The sequence below is a fragment of the Streptomyces shenzhenensis genome, assembly GCF_021462265.1.
Lineage (GTDB): Bacteria > Actinomycetota > Actinomycetes > Streptomycetales > Streptomycetaceae > Streptomyces > Streptomyces shenzhenensis.
On sequence record NZ_JAJONF010000035.1, the window covers coordinates 84157 to 101454 of the forward strand.

The window sequence follows — 17298 nt, forward strand, 5'->3', positions numbered from 1 at the left end:
GGTGACTTCGGTCCACTGGCTCAATCGTGGCACACCGGAAAGCCGCACCCAACGCCTCCGCGTCAACCCTCACCCAATCCTGACAAAAACCTGTCGTCAACCGCATTGCTGCAAATGAAACGCACGACGGGGAAAATTCTTGTAAACCCTTGAAGTAAACGGCCGGAGAGCGCCCGGTTCGCCGGCCGCTCATTGACAGGAATTCAGTGACGGCCCACGCCCGCCCGCACGCCGGTTCAGGAGTGGTGACCGGCTTCGCCCGTCGCGTTCTGGACGGTGAGGACCCGTACGCGTGAACCGTCGCCGACGGCTCGCCACCGGTGGGGAGTACCTCCCGGGTAGCAGATGCTGTCCCCCTGCCCGAGCACGTGGAAGCGGGGTCCGTCGGCCGTCTGCAGGTCGATCTCGATCTCGCCGGCGACGACGTAGACGAACTCGTCACCGGGGTGGTCGTAGTACTCCTCGAAGCGCTCCGGCATCCCGGTGTACTCCACGGGGTGGACGGAGTAGGCGGGGGCGCCGAGCATGCGCGCCGTACCGCCGGGCCTGGCCACGGCGAGTCCCTCACCCGAGCGCACCAGGTGGGCCGAACCGGCCGGGGCATCGGGATACGGCACCGCCGCCGCCGTCATGAGTGCCTGCTGAGTGGTCCCGAGGGCGCGGGCGATGCGGTGCAGGGACGGCATGCTCGGCCGGGTCAGTCCCCGCTCCAGTTGACTGAGGAACGGGTGCGAGAGCCCGGCGAGTTCGGCCAGCCGGACGAGGGTCAGGCCCCGCTCCTTGCGCAGCTTCCGGATCGCGCTGCCGAGTTCGGCGCGCAGCAGCGCGTCCGTGTCCGGTACTGCGGCGGCTGGACGACTGGCGGCGGACGGCGTGCTCTGAGCGGGTCGCGCTGGCATGGCGGGAATCCTAAAGGGTCGGGATCGCGAGGCCGTCGGCGTCCCGGTGACGGCCAAGGGAGCTTTTACGCCACCGAAACACCGAGACCCTAGGCTCAATGTTGATGGCACGAACATTGTATCCCGTGTCGGGCAGGTCCCTCGTATCCGTCTCCCCGACACCCAGCCCCAAGGGAGCCTCCATGGCCGCGGCCACCTCCGACCGTCCCGTCGCCTTCCCGCCGGAATCCGGCTTCCTCGACGCCATGGCCGCCCTCGCCGGGGGCGTCTGCGTCGTCACCGCCCTGACGTCCGAGGGCCGCCCGGTCGGCTTCACCAGCACCGCCGTGATGAGCCTGAGCCGCGAGCCGCGCCTGCTGGCCATCGGGGTGGGCCACCGCGGCCGTACGCTGCCCGCGCTGCTCGAAGGCCGCAGGTTCGCGCTGAACATCCTGCACGCCGACGGCGAGCACGTCTCCCGGCGCTTCGCCGGCCCCGCCACGGACCGGTTCACGGGCCTGGAGTGGTCGGCCGGGGGGAGCGGCGGACTGCCCGTACTGCTCGCGCACAGTTCGTACGCGGTGCTGTGCCGCGTCGTGCGCGATCTCCCCACCGGGGACCACCAGTTGATCGTCGCCGCTGTCGAAGACGTCGTGCCCGGCACCGGCGGACCGAGCGCTCTCGTGTACCACGACCGCCGCTACCACGCGCTCGGTGCCGCGTGAGCGGCCCCGCCTGGTTCCAGGTCACCGAGACGGGCCCGGGCGCCTTCGTCATCGCCGAACCCGGTCACGTCAACAGCTACCTCCTGCTCGGCGACCGGACGGCCCTCCTCTACGACACCGGGATGGGCATCGGCGACATCGGCGCGCAGGTGCGACGGCTGACCGGGCTGCCGCTGCTGGTCGTCAACTCCCACCATCACTTCGACCACCGCGGCGGCAACGCGTCCCTGGCCGCGCACGCCGAGGACATCGCCGTGCATCCCCGCGGGGCCGCCCTGCACACGGATCCGGCCCCGCACGAGTGGCTGGAGGCGTACGGGCACATCGCGCGCGACCTGCGCAAGCGGTACGAGGAGTTCCACGCCCTGGACACCGGCGGTTTCTTCCTCACCGACTCCCGCGTCGAGGTACGGCCGGCTCCCGACCTGGCCCACTGGCGGATCGAGGCCGTACGCCCCACCCGGCTGCTGCGCGAAGGAGACCTCCTCGACCTGGGCGGGCGCCGCCTCCAGGTGCTGCACACCCCCGGGCACTCGCCGGACGGCATCTGCCTGTGGGAGCCGGAGACCGGGCTGCTGCTGGCCGGCGACACCCTCATCAGCGGCACCTTCTTCGCCCATGTGCCCGGCGCCGACGTGACCGCCTTCGCCGACTCCACACGCCGCCTCGCGGAGCTGCCCGTCACCACCGCGCTGCTCGGCCACAACCTGCGACACCGGGAGTCGGCGGACTTCGTGGGCCGGGTCGCCGAGGCGTTCGCGGCCGTACGGGACGGCCGCACCCGCCCGTACGCCTCCACCGACATGTTCGGCGCCCCCGTACGCCGTCATGACTTCGACGGCTTCGCGGTGCTCACCGCGCCGCACGGAACGGACCACTGACATGCCACCACTTCTGCTGCGCGGCGCACGGCTGCCCGGCTCGGACCTCCGCGACGTCCTGCTGGACCCGGACAGCGGCCTGGTCGAGCGGGTCGCCCCTTGCGGCCTGCTTCCCCCCGGCCCCGAGGAACTGGACCTGACCGGGTACCTGCTGCTGCCCGCCTTCGCGGAACCGCACACCCACCTGGACAAAGCCCTGACCTGGGACCTGGCGGGCGCACCACCGGGAGACCTGCTCTCCGCCGTCGCCGCCTGGCGTGCGTATGCCGCGCGGATCACCGAGGAGGACGTGTTCCAGCGTGGCGGGAGGGCCGTCGACGAACTGTGTGCGAACGGCGTGACAGCGGTCAGGACCCACGTGGATCTCCTGACCCGCGACGGCAGCTACGGCGACGGTGATCCGCTGCGCGGCCTGCGCGGCCTGCTCCGGCTGCGCGCGCGACTCCGAGGGCGCGTACGGCTCCAGATCGCCGTCCTGCATGTCGACGCCCCGGACGAACTGCTGCACCAGGCGCTCGATCTCGGCGCGGACCTGCTGGGCGACTGCCCCCACCTGTCCGCCGATCCGGCCGGGTCCGTGCGGCGGACCCTGCGCATCGCCGCCGAGCACGGGGTCGGGGTCGACCTGCACGCGGACGAGACCCTCGCCCCGGACGCCGGGGATCTGCGTCTGCTCGCCCGTGCCGTGCGCGAGCGCGGCTTCGTCCCCGGCGTCACCGCGAGCCACTGCGTCAGCCTGGGCGCGGTGGAGCCGGAGGAGGCGGCTCGCACGGCCAAGGAGGTCGCGGCGGCGGGGATCGGCGTGGTCACCCTGCCGCTGACCAACCTCTACCTGCAGGGCCGCGACCGTCCGTCGTCCACACCGCGCGGCCTCACCGCCGTACGCGCGCTGCTGGACGCGGGCGTGACGGTCGCGGCGGGCGGTGACAACATCCGGGACCCGTTCAACCCGATGGGCCGGGCGGATCCGCTGGAGACCTCGTCCCTGCTGGTCACGGCCGGTCATCTCACCCCGGACGAGGCGTTGCACGCGGTCACGGGCGGGGCCCGCGCCGTCCTCGGGCTGCCCGCGGCCGGGCCGTACGAGGGTGCTGTCGCCGATCTCCTGGCGGTGCGCGCGCGGTCCGTGCCCGAGGCCCTGGGTACGGCCGCCCCCGAGCGGCTGGTCTTCGCCGGCGGGCGGCTGGTCAGCCGTACGTCCGTGGTCCGCGAGCTCCTCTGATCCGGGCCGCTCCGGCTGAAGCGAGCGGTCCGGCGCACGGACACGGCGAACAGATACGGCCAGGACACTGGCTGGAAACAATCGATGTTCATGCTATCAACATTCCTGACTGTGGCACTGAAGGGAGCTGATGTGCCGACCACCGCCGAAGACACGCTCGACGCGACGCTGCGATTCGAGAGCGTCGACAAGCACTTCGCCAACGGGACCACCGCCCTCACCGGCCTGGAACTCTCCATCGCACCCGGCGAGTTCGTCGCCGTCGTCGGCCCCTCGGGGTGCGGCAAGTCCACCCTGCTCCGCCTCGCCTCCGGCCTGGACGCCGCCACCGGCGGCACCGTCCACGCCCCCGTCGACTCGGTCGGATACGTCTTCCAGGACCCGACCCTGCTGCCCTGGCGCACCGTCCTGGCCAACGTCGAACTCCCCGCCGAACTCGCCGGGACGCCGAAGGCCGAACGCCGTGAACGGGCCCTGGACGCCCTGCGGCTGGTGGGCCTGGAAGGCTTCGAGAAGCAGTTGCCGGGGCAGCTGTCCGGAGGCATGCGGATGCGGGCGTCCCTGGCTCGCGCCCTCATGACCCGGCCCTCGCTGTTCCTGCTCGACGAACCCTTCGGCGCCCTCGACGAGATGACCCGCCTGCGCATGCAGGAGGAACTCCAGCGCATCTACGCCGATACCGGCTTCGCCGCCCTGTTCATCACCCACTCGGTCACCGAGGCCGTCTTCCTGGCCCGACGGGTCGTGGTGATGTCGGCGCGGCCCGGCCGCATCACCGCCTCCTTCGACGTGCCCTTTCCCCATCCCCGTCCGGCCCAGCTGCGCTACGACCCCGGGTTCGGCCGGATCGCCGGCGAGGTCTCGGCCGCGCTGCGAGGAGGTCTCCAGTGAGCGCCGACATCACCGCCCGCGCCGACACGGCCGTACCCACGGCGGAGGCCACCAGGGCCGAACCGGTGAGGCCGGTACGCCGGCGCCGGGTCCGGTACGCCGCCCTGCTCACGCCGCTCGGGTCGCTCGGCGCGGCCCTCGGTGTCTGGTACGCCGTCAGCTATCTGCTGCTCAGCCCCGCCCGGCGCTTCCTCGTCCCGCCCCCGCAGCAGGTCCTCACCGTGTCGTTCCTCGACTGGACCCACCTGCAGCCGATGCTCCAGGCGCTGTCGCTCACCGCCCAGGTCGCGCTCGTCGGCCTCTTCATCGCCTGCGCGCTGGGCGTGACGGCGGCGGTGCTGATGAGCAGGGCCCGCTGGCTGGAACGCTCCCTGTACCCGTACGCGGTCATCCTGCAGACCGTGCCGATCCTCGCGATCGTGCCGCTGGTCGGCCTGTGGTTCGGCTTCGGCTTCACCAGCCGGGTGGTCGTCTGTGTCCTGATCGCCCTGTTCCCGATGATCTCCAACACGCTGTTCGGCATCCAGTCGGTGGACCGTGCCCACCACGACCTGTTCACCCTCCAGCGGGCGAGCCGCTGGGCCCGGCTGCGCAAGCTGGAACTGCCGGCAGCCCTCCCCTCGGTCTTCACCGGGCTGCGCACGTCCTCCGGTCTGTCCGTGATCGGTGCGATCGTCGGTGACATGTTCTTCAAGCAGGGCGAACCCGGCATAGGGACCCTGCTCGACGTCTACCGCTCCCGGCTGCAGTCCGAGGACCTGTTCGCCGCGATCATCCTCGCCTCGCTCTTCGGTGTCACGGTCTTCGCCCTCTTCACCCTCGTCGCCCGGCTCGCCGTCGGCTCCTGGCACGCCTCGGCCGACCGGCCGTAACCCCGCCCTCGTCCTTCGCCGTCCCCCGTCCCTCAGGGAGTCAGTCATGCCTTCTTCCGCCAGACGCGCCGCCGCCGCAGGCGTTTCCTCCGCAATCACCCTGGTATTGGTCACCGCCTGCGGCAGTGGCTCCGCCGCCTCCTCGGCCGGTTCCGCCGACAAGCTCCCGGAGGCTCCCGCCGCCCAGCGCCTTGCCGGTGTCTGCCCCAAGACGGTCGTCGTCCAGGTCGACTGGGAGCCCGAGGCCGAACACGGCCCGCTCTACAACCTCGTCGGCCCCGGCTACACCGTCGACACCGGCAAGAAGCGGGTCACCGGGCCGCTGGTGACCGGCGGCAAGGACACCGGCGTCGACATCCAGGTGCGGGCCGGCGGCTCCGCCATCGGCTACCAGACCGTCCCCTCGCAGATGTACGTCGACAAGAGCATCACCCTCGGCACGGTCACCACCGACCTGGCCATCTCGGCGTCCGTCAAGCAGCCGGTCACCGCAGTCGCGGCGCTGATGAAGAAGAGCCCGCAGGTCCTGATGTGGGACCCCGCCACCCACCCCGACTGGAAGACGATCGCCGACATCGGCAAGTCGAACGCGAAGGTCGTCTACGTGGACGGCAGCACCTACGCCTCACTGCTGGTCGACAAGGGCCTCATCAAGAAGAGCCAGCTGGACGGGAGCTACGACGGCGCACCCGCCCGCTTCGTGTCCAACCCGGGCATCGCCCAGCAGGGTTTCGCCACCGCCGAGCCGTACATCTACCAGCACGAGGTGACGGCCTGGAAGAAGCCGATCAAGTACCAGCTGCTCGCGGACGTCGGCTACAACGTCTACCCCGAGTCCCTGTCCGTGCGCAGCGGTGAGCTGAAGTCGCTCAGCCCCTGCCTGAAGAAGCTCGTCCCCATCCTGCAGCGGTCGGCCGCCGACTTCGCGGCCAAGCCGTCGGCGACGGTCAAGCTCATCAGCGACCTGGTCCAGCAGTACAACACCGGCTGGGTCTACTCGGAGGGCACCGGCACCTTCGCCGCCGGGCAGATGGTCAAGCTCGGCATCCTCGGCAACGAGGCCGACGGCAGCCTCGGCGGCTTCGACATGAAGCGCGTCGCCTCCGCCCTGAAGACCTTCACCCCCCTCGTCGAGCAGAGCGGCGCCAAGGTCAAGCCGGGTCTGAGCGCGCAGGACCTGGCGACCGACGAGTTCATCGACCCCTCGATCGGACTGAAGTGATGACGCCCGCGAACCTGACCACGCTCACCGAACTGGTCGCCGACCACGACGCCGGAAGCGCCTCGGCAGAGCCGGCGCGTCAGCCCACCCCCGGGATCGAGGAATTCTGTGGCGAGGCCGCCGGACTCCTGGGCGCCGACGGGGTGATCCGCGACCCGGCCGCACGGGAGAAGGCCTCCTGCGACTGGGCCCACATGTCGCCCATCCTCGCGGCGAAGCTCCCCGCGGGCCACGCCGAGGTCGTCCTGCGCCCCACCGCGCACGAGCAGATCCCCGGCCTCCTCGCCCTGGCCCACCGCCGCGGCGTCCCCCTCACCCCGCGCGGCAAGGGCACCGGGAACTACGGCCAGGCGATCCCGCTGTACGACGGTGCCGTGCTCGACCTCACCGGCTGTGACCGCGTCCTCGACGCGGGCGACGGCTGGATCCGCGCCGAGGCCGGGGCGAAGATGTCCGAGCTGGAAGCCCACGCCCGCACGCTCGGCCAGGAACTGTGGATGTTCCCGTCCACCTTCGGGACCACGCTCGGCGGCTTCCTCTCCGGCGGCAACGGCGGCACCGGATCCCTCGTGCACAACACCAACAGCGACGGCTTCGTCCAGGAGTTGACGGTCGTGCCCTGCACGGCCGAGGCCGCCCCCTTCACCGTCCGGGACGCGGACACGCTGCCGTACATCCACGCCTACGGCACCACCGGCGTCATCACCACCGCCACCGTGCGGCTCCAGCGGGCCCGCACCTGGACCGGGCTGTTCGCGGCCTTCGACGACTGGGCGTCCGCCACCGCCGCCCTGTCGGCACTCGTCCGCATGGCACCGGCCCCGCGCCTGGCCTCGCTGGACGAGGCCGGCCTCGTCCGGGTCTACCGGCCGGACCCCGCACTGGATCCCACGGCCCTGAACCTGCGCGCGATCATCGAGGAGGAGGCCGTCGGCCAGGCACGGGCGCTCGTCGAGTCGTACGGCGGAGAAGTCCTCGACGTCCGGCCCGCACCGGAGGGCCCCGCACTGATCAGCTCACTGTCCTTCAATCACCCCACGTACCACCTGATGAAGGCCGAGGACGGCTGGTTCCACCTGGAGATCCGCGGCGACGTCCTGCTCGGTGACACCACCGAGATCCGGAAGGTCTTCCCCGGCACCCTGCTCCACCTGGAGGGCATGCGCTCCGGCACGGTCGGCATGCTCATGGCCCGCTACCAGGACGAGCAGACGGTGTACGACGGTATCGCCGCCCTGGAAGCCCTGGGCGTCGGCGTGCACAGCCCGCACAACTGGCTCGTGGACCGCCGCCTCGACCTGGTCCGGGAGGCCGCCCGCACCACCGACCCGCTCGGCCTGCTCAACCCCGGCAAGATCCCCGCCGTTCCCGAGAAGACCGTTCCCGAGAAGACCGTTTCCAAGGAGACCGATCCCGAGGTGGCCCCGTGACCTTCACCCGGTTCATCGACCTCAGCGGCCCGGACATCGAGCGGCTCGGCGAGGACACCGTCGCGGTGCTGCCGGTCGGCGCGGTGGAGCAGCACGGACCCCATCTGCCCGTCGCCACCGACCACTACATGGCCGAGGCCATCGCCGAAGGCGCCGCCCGGCTGGCCGGCGAGAGCTGCGACATCACGCTGCTGCCGGGCCTCGCCTACACCAAGTCCGACGAACACGCCTGGTCCGCGGGCACGTTGTGGCTCACCGCCCGCACTCTGCTCTCCGTGCTCGACGACCTCGGCCGTTCGCTGGCCGCCGGTCCCGTGCGACGGCTCGCCTTCCTCAACGCGCACGGCGGCAACAGCGCCCTGCTCGGCGTGGCCCTGCGCGAACTGCGCACCCGCCACGGCCTGCGCACCTTTCTGCTGCACGCGTCCCTCCCCGCCGACCAGGGCGGCGCCTCCCCGGCCACGGAGCTCGGCATGGGCGTGCACGGCGGACTCAAGGAGACCGCCGCCATGCTCCACCTCCGCCCCGACCTGGTGGACATGACACGGGCGCGCCGCAGCGTCCCCGAACACCTCACCGCGTACGAGCACATCGGCTTCGGCAAGCCGGTGTCCTTCGGCTGGACCAGCGACGACTTCGCCACCGGCGACGGCGTCATCGGCGACCCCACCGGCGCGACACCGGAACTCGGCCGCAAGCTCGTCGACGCGTCCATCGCCGCGGCGGCCGCCGCGTTGCGCGAATGCGCACGCTTCCTGCCCGACCGCCCCTCGACCTCCTAGGGAGCCCGCCATGGCCAACCCTCCGCTGCACACCCCGCTGCGCGCCATCACCGCCCACCACATCACCGCGGGCGACACCGTCAAGCTCGCCGTCCTCACCGGCCCCCGGGACGGTTCGCCGACCACGGTCGTCTTCGAGGTGTGGGAACCGGGCGGCGCCCAGCCCCTCAACTGGCATCCCGAGTCGGTCGAGACGTTCGTCGTGCTCGCGGGCCACGGCCGTGCCGCCAGCGACGAGCACGAGCGCGACCTCGCCCCCGGCGACGTCCTGGTGCTGCCCGCCGGGTCCAGGCACCGCATCGTCAACACGTCCGCCACCGAGCGCCTCTACACCCTCACCGTCATGTCCCCCGACGAAGGCTTCGCCGACCTCGTCGAAGGCGGGCCGCTCGCCGCGCTCGACGCGCAGGACCTGGCCGTACTGCGGGCGGGGACGTCGTGACCGACTCCCCGGACGCGGATCTTCTCGCCGCCTTCTGGGCATACGAACAGGCCCTGGCCGCCAACGACCTGGCAGGCCTGGACCACTGGTTCCTCGACACCCCCGGCACCCTGCGCGCCGAGGGCGACACCGTGCTGGTGGGCCACACCGCCGTCGCCGACTTCCGGCGCGGGCGAGGCGGGGCTCCGGCGCGGGTCGTCGAGCGGGTGCACGTCGTGCGCCCGGCACCGTCGGTCGCGGTCGTGACCGCCGAGACCCGCAGGCAGGACGGGGCGCGCGGGCTGCAGACCCAGGTGTGGCAGCACGCCGGCACCGGGTGGCGGATCGCCGCCGCGCACGTCAGCGCCGTGTCCGCACCCGTGCCGGACGACCGCCCCGACCCGGCGGTGTGGCGGGTGGCCGGGCCGCTGGTGGCGTCCACCGGGCAGGGCCCGCTGGCGCACGTCCGCACCGCGGTGAAGGACCTGTTCGCCGTGACGGGACAGCGCGTCGGCGCGGGAAATCCGGGGTGGCTGGCGGAAGCCCGGACGGAAGAGACGCACGCGGACGCCGTACGGCGGCTGCTCGACGCGGGTGCCGAACTCGCCGGCATCGCCCAGACCGACGAGCTGGCCTTCAGCCTCGCGGGGACCAACGCGCACTACGGCACCCCCGTCAACCCCGCCGCCCCCGGCCGGATCACCGGCGGATCCAGCAGCGGTCCGGCCGCCGCCGTGGCCCGCGGCTGGGCGGACCTGGGCCTGGCCACCGACACCGCCGGCTCGATCCGGGTGCCCGCCTCCTACTGCGGCCTGTACGGCTGGCGGCCCACGCACGGCGCCACCCCTGCCGGCGGCTTGCTCGCCCTGGCACCCTCCTTCGACACCGCCGGGCTCCTGGCCCGCGACCCCGTACTGCTGCGCACGGCGGCCGAGGTGCTGCTGCGCGCACAGGACGCCCCGGCGCCGATCACCGCGCTCGTGGTGGACGAGGACCTGGTGTCGCTCGCCGGCCCCGAGGTCCGCTCCTCCTTCGAGGCGGCCTGCCGCGCGCTGGTCCTGCGCACCGGGCTGCCCCTGGCGCGTACGTCCACCGGAGCCGCCGAGCGCCTCCAGGTGTGGCTCGCCGCCTTCCGTACCGTCCAGGCCGCCGAGGCATGGGAGCAGCACGGCGCCTGGATCACCCGTCACCCGGGCGCGCTCGCCCCTGACGTCGCGGCGCGCTTCGAGAACGGACGCCGGGTGACCGCGGCCGAGCGGTCGGAGGCGGAACAGATCCTGGCCGACGCCCGCAAGGCGCTGGACGCCGCGCTGCCGCCCGGCACCGCCCTGCTGCTGCCCGCGACGAGCGGTCCCGCCCTGCTCGCCGACGCGCCGTCCGAGGAGGTGGAGGCGGTACGCGCCGCCACCCTCCGCCTGACCTGCCTCGCCTCGCTGGCCGGGCTCCCGTCGGTCGTCGCTCCGCTGCTGCGGGTCCGTTCGCTGCCCGTGGGACTGTGCGCACTGGGCGCCCGGGGCACGGACCGGGCACTGCTGGACCTCACCGCCGAAACGAGGAGCCCCACGCATGCCTGAGGCCCAGGGTCTGATCGGACCCAACTCCCGCAACGCCTGGCGGACCGACGGCGGGTCCGTCACCCTGGCCCGCCCCCGGCCCGCCCCGCGCCCGGTCACCGTCGAGGCGCTGCCCCGGACCGTGGTCGCCGACCTCGCCGCCACCGCGCTGATCGTCGTCGACATGCAGAACGACTTCTGCGCACCCGGCGGATGGCTCGCCTCCGTCGGCGTGGACGTGGCCCCCGCCCGCGTGCCGATCCCCGTGATCGCCGGCCTGCTGCCCCCGCTGCGCGCCGCCGGCGTCCCCGTCATATGGCTCAACTGGGGCAACCGCCCCGACCGGGCCAACCTGCCGCCCGGCGTCCTGCACGTCTACGACCCCGACGGCACCGGCGGCGGTATCGGCGCCCCGCTGCCGGGCGGCCGGGTGCTGGAGCAGGGCAGCCCCTCGGCCGCGATCGTCGCCGGGCTGGAGACGGCCGGCGGGGATCTCCACATCTCCAAGTACCGGATGAGCGGCTTCCAGGACACCGAACTGGACAGCGTGCTGCGCAACCTGCGCGTCGACACCCTGCTGTTCGCCGGCGTCAACGCCGACCAGTGCGTCCTGGCCACCCTCATGGACGCCGCGAACCTAGGCTACGACGTCCTCATGCTGGAGGACGCGGTGGCCACCACCTCGCCCGCGTACTGCATGGACGCCACGCTCTACAACGTCCGCCAGTGTTTCGGTTTCACCCTCACCGCCGAGGCCCTGCGGAAGGCGCTGAAGTGAAGCCCCCGGCTCCAGCCCCCAGCGCTGCCCGGCCGACCCGTTCCGCCGGGCCACGACCACCCGGGTGCCGTCGGCGGCCAGGGCGAGACCCCTGTCCCAGCGCAGCAGGAGTTCACCGCGCACCGTGATGTCGTACGACACCTCCCCCGCGTGCACCAGGCAGCCGGCGACCACGACACTGCGCGCGCCGGGGTCGGCGGCGACGCACAGGGCGGGGTCGAACGCGCTGCGCAGCATGCCGTCGTCCTGGTACGACCACTGCTGGGACGCGGCGTCCGAACACGGGCCGAGCCGCAGGTCCGCACCCACCCGCACCCCGCTCTCACCCCCGCGCACGTCGACGCAGCGCCCGGCGCCGGGGCTGCGCAGCCTGCCGTGGGCGATCTCGAGGGGCTCGCTCGCGGAGGCCGCGGACGGGGAACCCGAGGACGGCGGGTGCGCGGCGCGGCCGGGCCGGGGGGTACCGCCGCCGGGGGCTCCCCAGGTGGTGGCGCCGGGGCGCGGGACACCGTGGTCGCCGGACCAGCTCCTGGCCACGAGCACGGTGGCGAGCAGCACGAGGGAGACCAGGCCGACGCCGGCCAGCACGGCCTTGCGCCGTCCGCTCCGGGACCCGACGCGGTGCCGGTGCCGTCCGCCGGACACCGCCGCGGGTACGGGTTCGCCCGCGGCCGGCCAGACGCCGCCGCCCGCGCCGCGGCCGGGCCGCGTGTCGAGGTAGCGGCGGGCGCCCCAGCCCAGCACGGTCTCGGCGAGCAGCACCTCCAGGCCGCCGTCGAAATGGCTGAGCTGCTCGGCGGCCTGCCGGCAGTACCGGCAGTCGGTCAGATGCCGTTGCACATCGGGGAGCAGAGAGCCGCCCCGGCGAATAGGGACGTCGAGGAGCCGGTTGTAGAAGCGGCATTCCTTCGAGGGCGCGAGTTCCCGGTGGGCGCGCACCAATTCGGTCCTGAATTGTTCGCGGGCCTGATCGAGAGCGGCCGCGGCGGCGATGGTGTCGACACCCAGCAGACCGGCTGGTATGTTTATGGGTTCGGCTTCGACCTCGGAGTGCCAGAGGAGGCATTGCGACGCTCCCGGAAGGGCCTGGAAAGCGCGCTCCGCGAGTTGCCTCCTTTCGGGGGTGCCGGGTCTTGCGGCGGCGAGTCCGCGGCCGCCCGTGGTCTTGCGCAGTTCCGGTACGACGACGGAAATGGCTTCGTCGGCGGCCCACGCGCGGACCGTCTCCCGTACCGCCACGAGGAGCTGCGGGCGCAGGGCGGCGCCCACCGCGCCGCCGGCCAGTCCGCCGAGGACCCGCTCGAAGGCGGCGCTGGCGACGAGTTGGGCGTTGGGCGTGGCGGCGGCCAGGCAGACGACGGCGTAGTCACAGGTGGCGCGCCAGTGCCGGGCCAGCAGCAGGGCGACGGCGTGGTGTCTGGCCGCGGGGGCGCCGGTGAGCCGGGCGACGATTTCGCGGTCGGAGCCCCCCGGGGTCGGACCGGGGTGCGGCGGGTAGGGCGGGCGTGGGGGGTAGGGGGGTTGCACTGAACCGTTTCCTTCCGTGCCGCAGGACGGGCGTGCGAAATGCCGCCCTGACGGAATGCAGTGCTGATTGGTGCGTACCTTTAGGGTCCATAACGAGCGGCCCGCCGGCCGCACCGTCTATGGACCCTCCCGCGCGGTGGCCCACCTTTGCACACACGCATCACAGGAAACAAGAACTTGGCGTGGCCTGAGTTCAAATGCCCGGCGGTTTCAGATGAATTACCGGCGGTACCCGCACTCGGCCGGGATTCAGCCGTCACCCAGCTCCAACTTGTGCGCGCCGGGCACCCGATGGCACACGAAACCTTCAACACCCGGACGGTCACGGTCGCTCGGCCCCCACCGCGGCGGACGCGGAGTTCCACAGCCGCCTCCCACGTTTCTCCCGGCCCTCTCTCATCCCGGCGGGCCAGCATGTGCCGCATGACCGCCCCCCACCCCTCCCCCTCCCCCGCCCCCGCCTCCCCCCGACCGGTCCGCAAGGCCGTGGTGCCGGCCGCCGGGCTCGGCACCCGGTTCCTGCCCGCCACCAAGGCGACACCGAAGGAGATGCTGCCGGTCGTCGACAAGCCGGCCATCCAGTACGTCGTCGAGGAGGCGGCGAAGGCCGGACTCGACGACATCCTCATGGTCACCGGCCGGCACAAGCGGGCCATCGAGGACCACTTCGACAACGCCTTCGAGCTGGAGCAGGCGCTGAGCGCCAAGGGCGACACCGTGCGCCTGGAGGCCGTGCGCGATCCCGCGCGGCTCGCCGACATCCACCACATCCGCCAGGGCGACCCGCTCGGCCTCGGCCACGCGGTGCTGTGCGCCAGGCACCACGTGGGCGACCAGCCCTTCGCGGTGCTCCTCGGCGACGACCTGATCGACGCCCGCGAGACCCTGCTCAGCCGGATGCTGGACGTCCGCGACCGCCGGCAGGGCAGCGTGGTCGCGCTGATGGAGGTCGACCCGTCGCAGGTCCACCGCTACGGCTGCGCCGCCGTCGCGCCGACCGGCGAGAACGGTGTGGTCAGGGTGACCGGCCTGGTGGAGAAGCCGTCCCCGCAGAAGGCGCCCAGCAACTACGCGGTCATCGGGCGCTACGTCCTCGACCCGGAGGTGTTCGACGTCCTGGAGAAGACCGCGCCCGGCCGCGGCGGCGAGATCCAGCTGACCGACGCGCTCCAGGAACTGGCCGCGGCCGGCACGGTGCACGGGGTGGTCTTCGACGGACTGCGCTACGACACCGGGGACAAGGCCGACTACCTGCGCACGGTGGTCCGGATCGCCTGCGAACGCCCGGATCTCGGGCCCGAGTTCACGGCGTGGCTCAAGGACTTCGTGGCGGGCCTGACGCAAGACGGGACCGGCCGCGAGGAGAGCCGCGCCGCCTGAGCGGGCCCCGGAGAGCCACGGCCCCGGCCGGACGCTCGCCGGGACACGTCGTCGGCCGGCCGACGACGTGCGCGGGCCGGCCCCTGGCAGGCGGTGTCCGCTGCGGGCGACGTCCGACAGGCCGGTCAGCCGTTGGGACGCAGCGTCCAGACGACCGTCATCTCGCCGGTGACCGCGCCGTCCTCGCGCGTGATGGCGACGGTGACCGGGAACTCGGGGCGCTTGCCCGCGTCGAGTTCGGCGACGACGTCGGCGATCGGACGGCCCAGGGTCGCGGTGGCCTTGACCGGGCCGAGGGCGACCTTCTTGTAGGCGATCTCGGCGCTGACGGCGAGCGGTACGGCCCGGGAGAGCTGGTCGCCGAAGGCGGCGAGCACGATCGCGCCGCTCGCGGACTCGGCCAGGGTGAACATCGCGCCCGCGTGCGGGCCGCCGATGTGGTTGTGGAAGTCCCCCTGGTCCGGCAGGCACAGCACGGCCCGCTCCGGAGTGGTCTCCAGGTACTCCAGGTTGAGGGTCCGCACCATCGGGACCGTGGCGGCGAGCATCTCGCCGATCGACATCTGGTCAGTGCCCATGACGGACATGTTACTCATGAGTAGCAGGATCTGGCCAGAGCCGCGGCACGGCAACCGGATCACCACCCGCCGGCCCCGCCCCTCGCGTCCGCCGCCTCCGGCGGCCTGAAACCCACGGTCGGCGGCTGGAAGGTCGCGAGACCCTCTTCCCCCTGGGGCGGTACGACGTCCGGCCGGCTGAGCCGCCGGGACCGGCCGGCACTAGACATCTCAGGGGGCGGGGAGTCAACCGGTCCGTGCTCGGCAGTTCGAATGAGGTCATGACGTCGCTCGGCCAGGCCTGGCTCCACGGTCTTTTTGTCAGCCTTCGAGAACGCGGGCGTGCAGATGCATGTCGTGCCAGCCGTCGGCGTGGAGCAGTGCCCGACGCCGTACGCCTTCCAGAGCGAAGCCAGTCTTCTCAGCGATACGGCAGGACGCGACGTTCGCCGCAGCATGGCCGAGCTCCAGGCGGTTGAATCCGGCTTCGTCCAGTGCCCAGCTCGACACCCGGGCCACTGCCCGGGAACAGACGCCCTTGCCACGGGCCTCCGGGGCGGTCCAGTAGGAGATCTCTGCCTGGCCGCCGGTCATGATGATGGACTGGAGGGAGACCCGTCCAAGGACCTTGTCGTCGTCAGCATCGGCCACGGCCCAGTGGCAGGCAGTCTCGCTCTCCCAGCCGTCGCACCACTGTCTGATCCACTCCCGGGCTTCGTCTTCGGAGTCCGCCCTGCGCAGGTGCCATTGCTGGATCCTCGGGTCTTGGAAAACTCGCGCGACAGCGGCTGCGTCGGAAGGCAGCCAAGGCCGCAGCAGCAAGCCGCCGTTGATCAGCAGCGTCGGCTGGCCAGAGGCGTTGAGGCTGCCTGGAGGCATGACGGGGGTAACCAGAGAAGGCATGATCGACATCATGGCAAGCCCGCCTCTGGCTCATGCTGCCGGCTTGGGCGGAGGTCCTGTTCAACCACCGCGTGGTGTCGCGCCCAAGTCAGGCAGACGCTGACTGAAGCGGCGCGAAGGCACGTTCCTCGTCGAAGTGCTGCCGGGTCTGGAGGCAGTGGTGGAGTTGCCCGAGGAAGCGGTTGAGCAGGTGGCGCCGGGCGGCGTTGTGCCAGTCTCCGTGCTCACGCCGGCGGCGGTAGTGGGCGTTGGCTCCGGGCGAGGCCTGCAAGGCTGAGAAGGACCAGAGGAAGCCGGCGTGCAGAAGCCGGTTGTTCTTGACGAAGCGGCGGCCGACGAAGCGCTTCTTGCCGGACGCTCGGGTGATCGGGGCAGAGCCGGCGTAGGACTTGAGTGCCCTGGCGTCGGCGAAACGGGTCCGGTCGTCCCCGATCTCCGCAAGGACACGGGCTCCGAGTAGAGGACCGAGACCAGGGAAGGTGAGCAGGATCTCGCTGTCGGCGTGCTGCTGGAAGGCTGCTGCGGCGGCAGCGGCGAGGTCGCCCGTGGCCTGGCAGGCGGCGTCCAACTGCTTGAGCAGAGCCAACAACTGCTGGCCGAACGCATCCTCGACAGCCGGGAGGTGGTGGGCGTACTCGGCGCGGAAGACGCTTTGCAGGCGCTCGGCCTCGGTGTCGAAGGACCGGGTGCGCCCGCTGCGTTTGAGGGCGGCCCGGATCTGGGCGAGGGTGAGCCGCGCCGCCTTCGCCGGTGTCGGGGCCAGGGTCAGGACTACCCGGGCGTCTGCCCTGGTCAGAACGCCTTCCTTGCCCTGGAAGGTGAGCAGGGCGGCGGGGTAGTACTCGCGGAGCAGGGAGCGGATCTGGTTGGCGACCTGCTGCCGACTCCAGACCGCGTCCTGCTGGGCGCGGGCCAGCACCGCGATGGCCTGGGCGAGTTCACTGTCGGCGGGCAGCGGCCGGTGGGCGTGCATGTCCGTGCGCAGGATGTTCGCCAGGACCAGGGCGTCGCCAGGGTCGGACTTCTTGCGGCTGACGCCGTGGCGGTCGCGGTAGCGGGCCGCGGAGAGCGGGTTGATCGCGAAGACCTGACGGCTCCCGGCGCGCAGTGCGGCAACGAGCGGCCGTGGCTGGTCTCGATGGCCACGGGTATCGGACTCTCCGGACTGTCACCGTGCTCGGCCAGGACCTCCAGGAGCTTGTGGTAGCCGGCCGCGTCGTCGCTGATGCGGGCCTTGGCGAGCTGGGTGCCGGTGTGGTCGACGACGGCGATGTCA

15 protein-coding genes and 2 pseudogenes are annotated in these 17298 nt (G+C 72.2%); 12 read left to right on the forward strand and 5 right to left on the reverse strand.

What is annotated here, in order from left to right:
- Positions 1–236: 236 nt before the first annotated feature.
- Positions 237–899: a helix-turn-helix domain-containing protein gene (locus LQ326_RS33900; protein ID WP_234542898.1), complete on the reverse strand. Its 663-nt coding sequence runs from the start codon at positions 897–899 to the stop codon at positions 237–239.
- 182 nt (positions 900–1081) lie between these two features.
- Between LQ326_RS33900 and LQ326_RS33905 the strand changes: the two genes are divergently transcribed.
- The 11 genes and pseudogenes from LQ326_RS33905 to LQ326_RS33955 form a co-directional block, all read left to right on the forward strand.
- On the forward strand, positions 1082–1603 hold the full coding sequence (locus tag LQ326_RS33905; RefSeq protein ID WP_234542899.1) for a flavin reductase family protein: 522 nt from the start codon (positions 1082–1084) through the stop codon (positions 1601–1603).
- Positions 1600–2484 carry an MBL fold metallo-hydrolase gene (locus tag LQ326_RS33910; RefSeq protein WP_234542900.1) on the forward strand — a complete coding sequence of 295 codons (885 nt, stop codon included), beginning with the start codon at positions 1600–1602 and terminating at the stop codon, positions 2482–2484. Before LQ326_RS33905 ends, LQ326_RS33910 begins: the two co-directional genes overlap by 4 nt.
- A gap of 1 nt (position 2485) precedes the next feature.
- On the forward strand, positions 2486–3706 hold the full coding sequence (locus tag LQ326_RS33915) for an amidohydrolase family protein (RefSeq protein ID WP_234542901.1): 1221 nt from the start codon (positions 2486–2488) through the stop codon (positions 3704–3706).
- A 132-nt stretch (positions 3707–3838) separates the two neighbouring features.
- Positions 3839–4597, forward strand: coding sequence for an ABC transporter ATP-binding protein (locus LQ326_RS33920; RefSeq protein WP_234542902.1), 759 nt, complete (start codon positions 3839–3841; stop codon positions 4595–4597).
- The gene (locus LQ326_RS33925; protein ID WP_234542903.1) at positions 4594–5469 is read left to right on the forward strand and encodes an ABC transporter permease; all 876 of its coding nucleotides are present in this window, start codon (positions 4594–4596) and stop codon (positions 5467–5469) included. The genes LQ326_RS33920 and LQ326_RS33925 overlap by 4 nt, the downstream gene beginning before the upstream one ends.
- A gap of 46 nt (positions 5470–5515) precedes the next feature.
- Positions 5516–6691, forward strand: a complete 1176-nt coding sequence (locus LQ326_RS33930) for a substrate-binding domain-containing protein (protein ID WP_234542904.1) — start codon at positions 5516–5518, stop codon at positions 6689–6691.
- Positions 6691–8121 carry an FAD-binding oxidoreductase gene (locus LQ326_RS33935; RefSeq protein WP_234542905.1) on the forward strand — a complete coding sequence of 477 codons (1431 nt, stop codon included), beginning with the start codon at positions 6691–6693 and terminating at the stop codon, positions 8119–8121. Before LQ326_RS33930 ends, LQ326_RS33935 begins: the two co-directional genes overlap by 1 nt.
- Positions 8118–8903, forward strand: a complete 786-nt coding sequence (locus LQ326_RS33940) for a creatininase family protein (RefSeq protein ID WP_234542906.1) — start codon at positions 8118–8120, stop codon at positions 8901–8903. The genes LQ326_RS33935 and LQ326_RS33940 overlap by 4 nt, the downstream gene beginning before the upstream one ends.
- A gap of 10 nt (positions 8904–8913) precedes the next feature.
- The gene (locus LQ326_RS33945) at positions 8914–9345 is read left to right on the forward strand and encodes a cupin domain-containing protein (protein ID WP_234542907.1); all 432 of its coding nucleotides are present in this window, start codon (positions 8914–8916) and stop codon (positions 9343–9345) included.
- Positions 9342–10898, forward strand: coding sequence for an amidase (locus LQ326_RS33950; protein WP_234542908.1), 1557 nt, complete (start codon positions 9342–9344; stop codon positions 10896–10898). The genes LQ326_RS33945 and LQ326_RS33950 overlap by 4 nt, the downstream gene beginning before the upstream one ends.
- Positions 10899–11061: 163 nt before the next feature.
- A pseudogene (locus LQ326_RS33955) lies at positions 11062–11571 on the forward strand (cysteine hydrolase family protein); the annotation flags it as partial.
- Here the strand turns inward: LQ326_RS33955 and LQ326_RS33960 are convergent.
- On the reverse strand, positions 11515–13182 hold the full coding sequence (locus LQ326_RS33960; RefSeq protein ID WP_234542909.1) for an RICIN domain-containing protein: 1668 nt from the start codon (positions 13180–13182) through the stop codon (positions 11515–11517). The pseudogene LQ326_RS33955 and the gene LQ326_RS33960 sit on opposite strands and share 57 nt — an antisense overlap.
- Before the next feature lie 423 nt (positions 13183–13605).
- On the opposite strand from LQ326_RS33960, the gene galU reads away from it, so the two are divergent.
- Complete coding sequence (gene galU, locus LQ326_RS33965) at positions 13606–14562, forward strand: UTP--glucose-1-phosphate uridylyltransferase GalU (protein WP_234542910.1); 957 nt, start codon at positions 13606–13608, stop codon at positions 14560–14562.
- A 125-nt stretch (positions 14563–14687) separates the two neighbouring features.
- Here galU and LQ326_RS33970 read toward each other — a convergent pair whose 3' ends face one another.
- From LQ326_RS33970 to LQ326_RS33980, 3 genes and pseudogenes are all read right to left on the reverse strand, one after another.
- Positions 14688–15125 (reverse strand): DUF4442 domain-containing protein, encoded by a 438-nt coding sequence (locus tag LQ326_RS33970; RefSeq protein WP_234542916.1) that lies wholly within the window; start codon positions 15123–15125, stop codon positions 14688–14690.
- A 315-nt stretch (positions 15126–15440) separates the two neighbouring features.
- Positions 15441–16031, reverse strand: coding sequence for a GNAT family N-acetyltransferase (locus tag LQ326_RS33975; protein WP_234542917.1), 591 nt, complete (start codon positions 16029–16031; stop codon positions 15441–15443).
- A gap of 79 nt (positions 16032–16110) precedes the next feature.
- Positions 16111–17298 (reverse strand): annotated as a pseudogene (locus tag LQ326_RS33980) (IS110 family RNA-guided transposase); the annotation flags it as partial.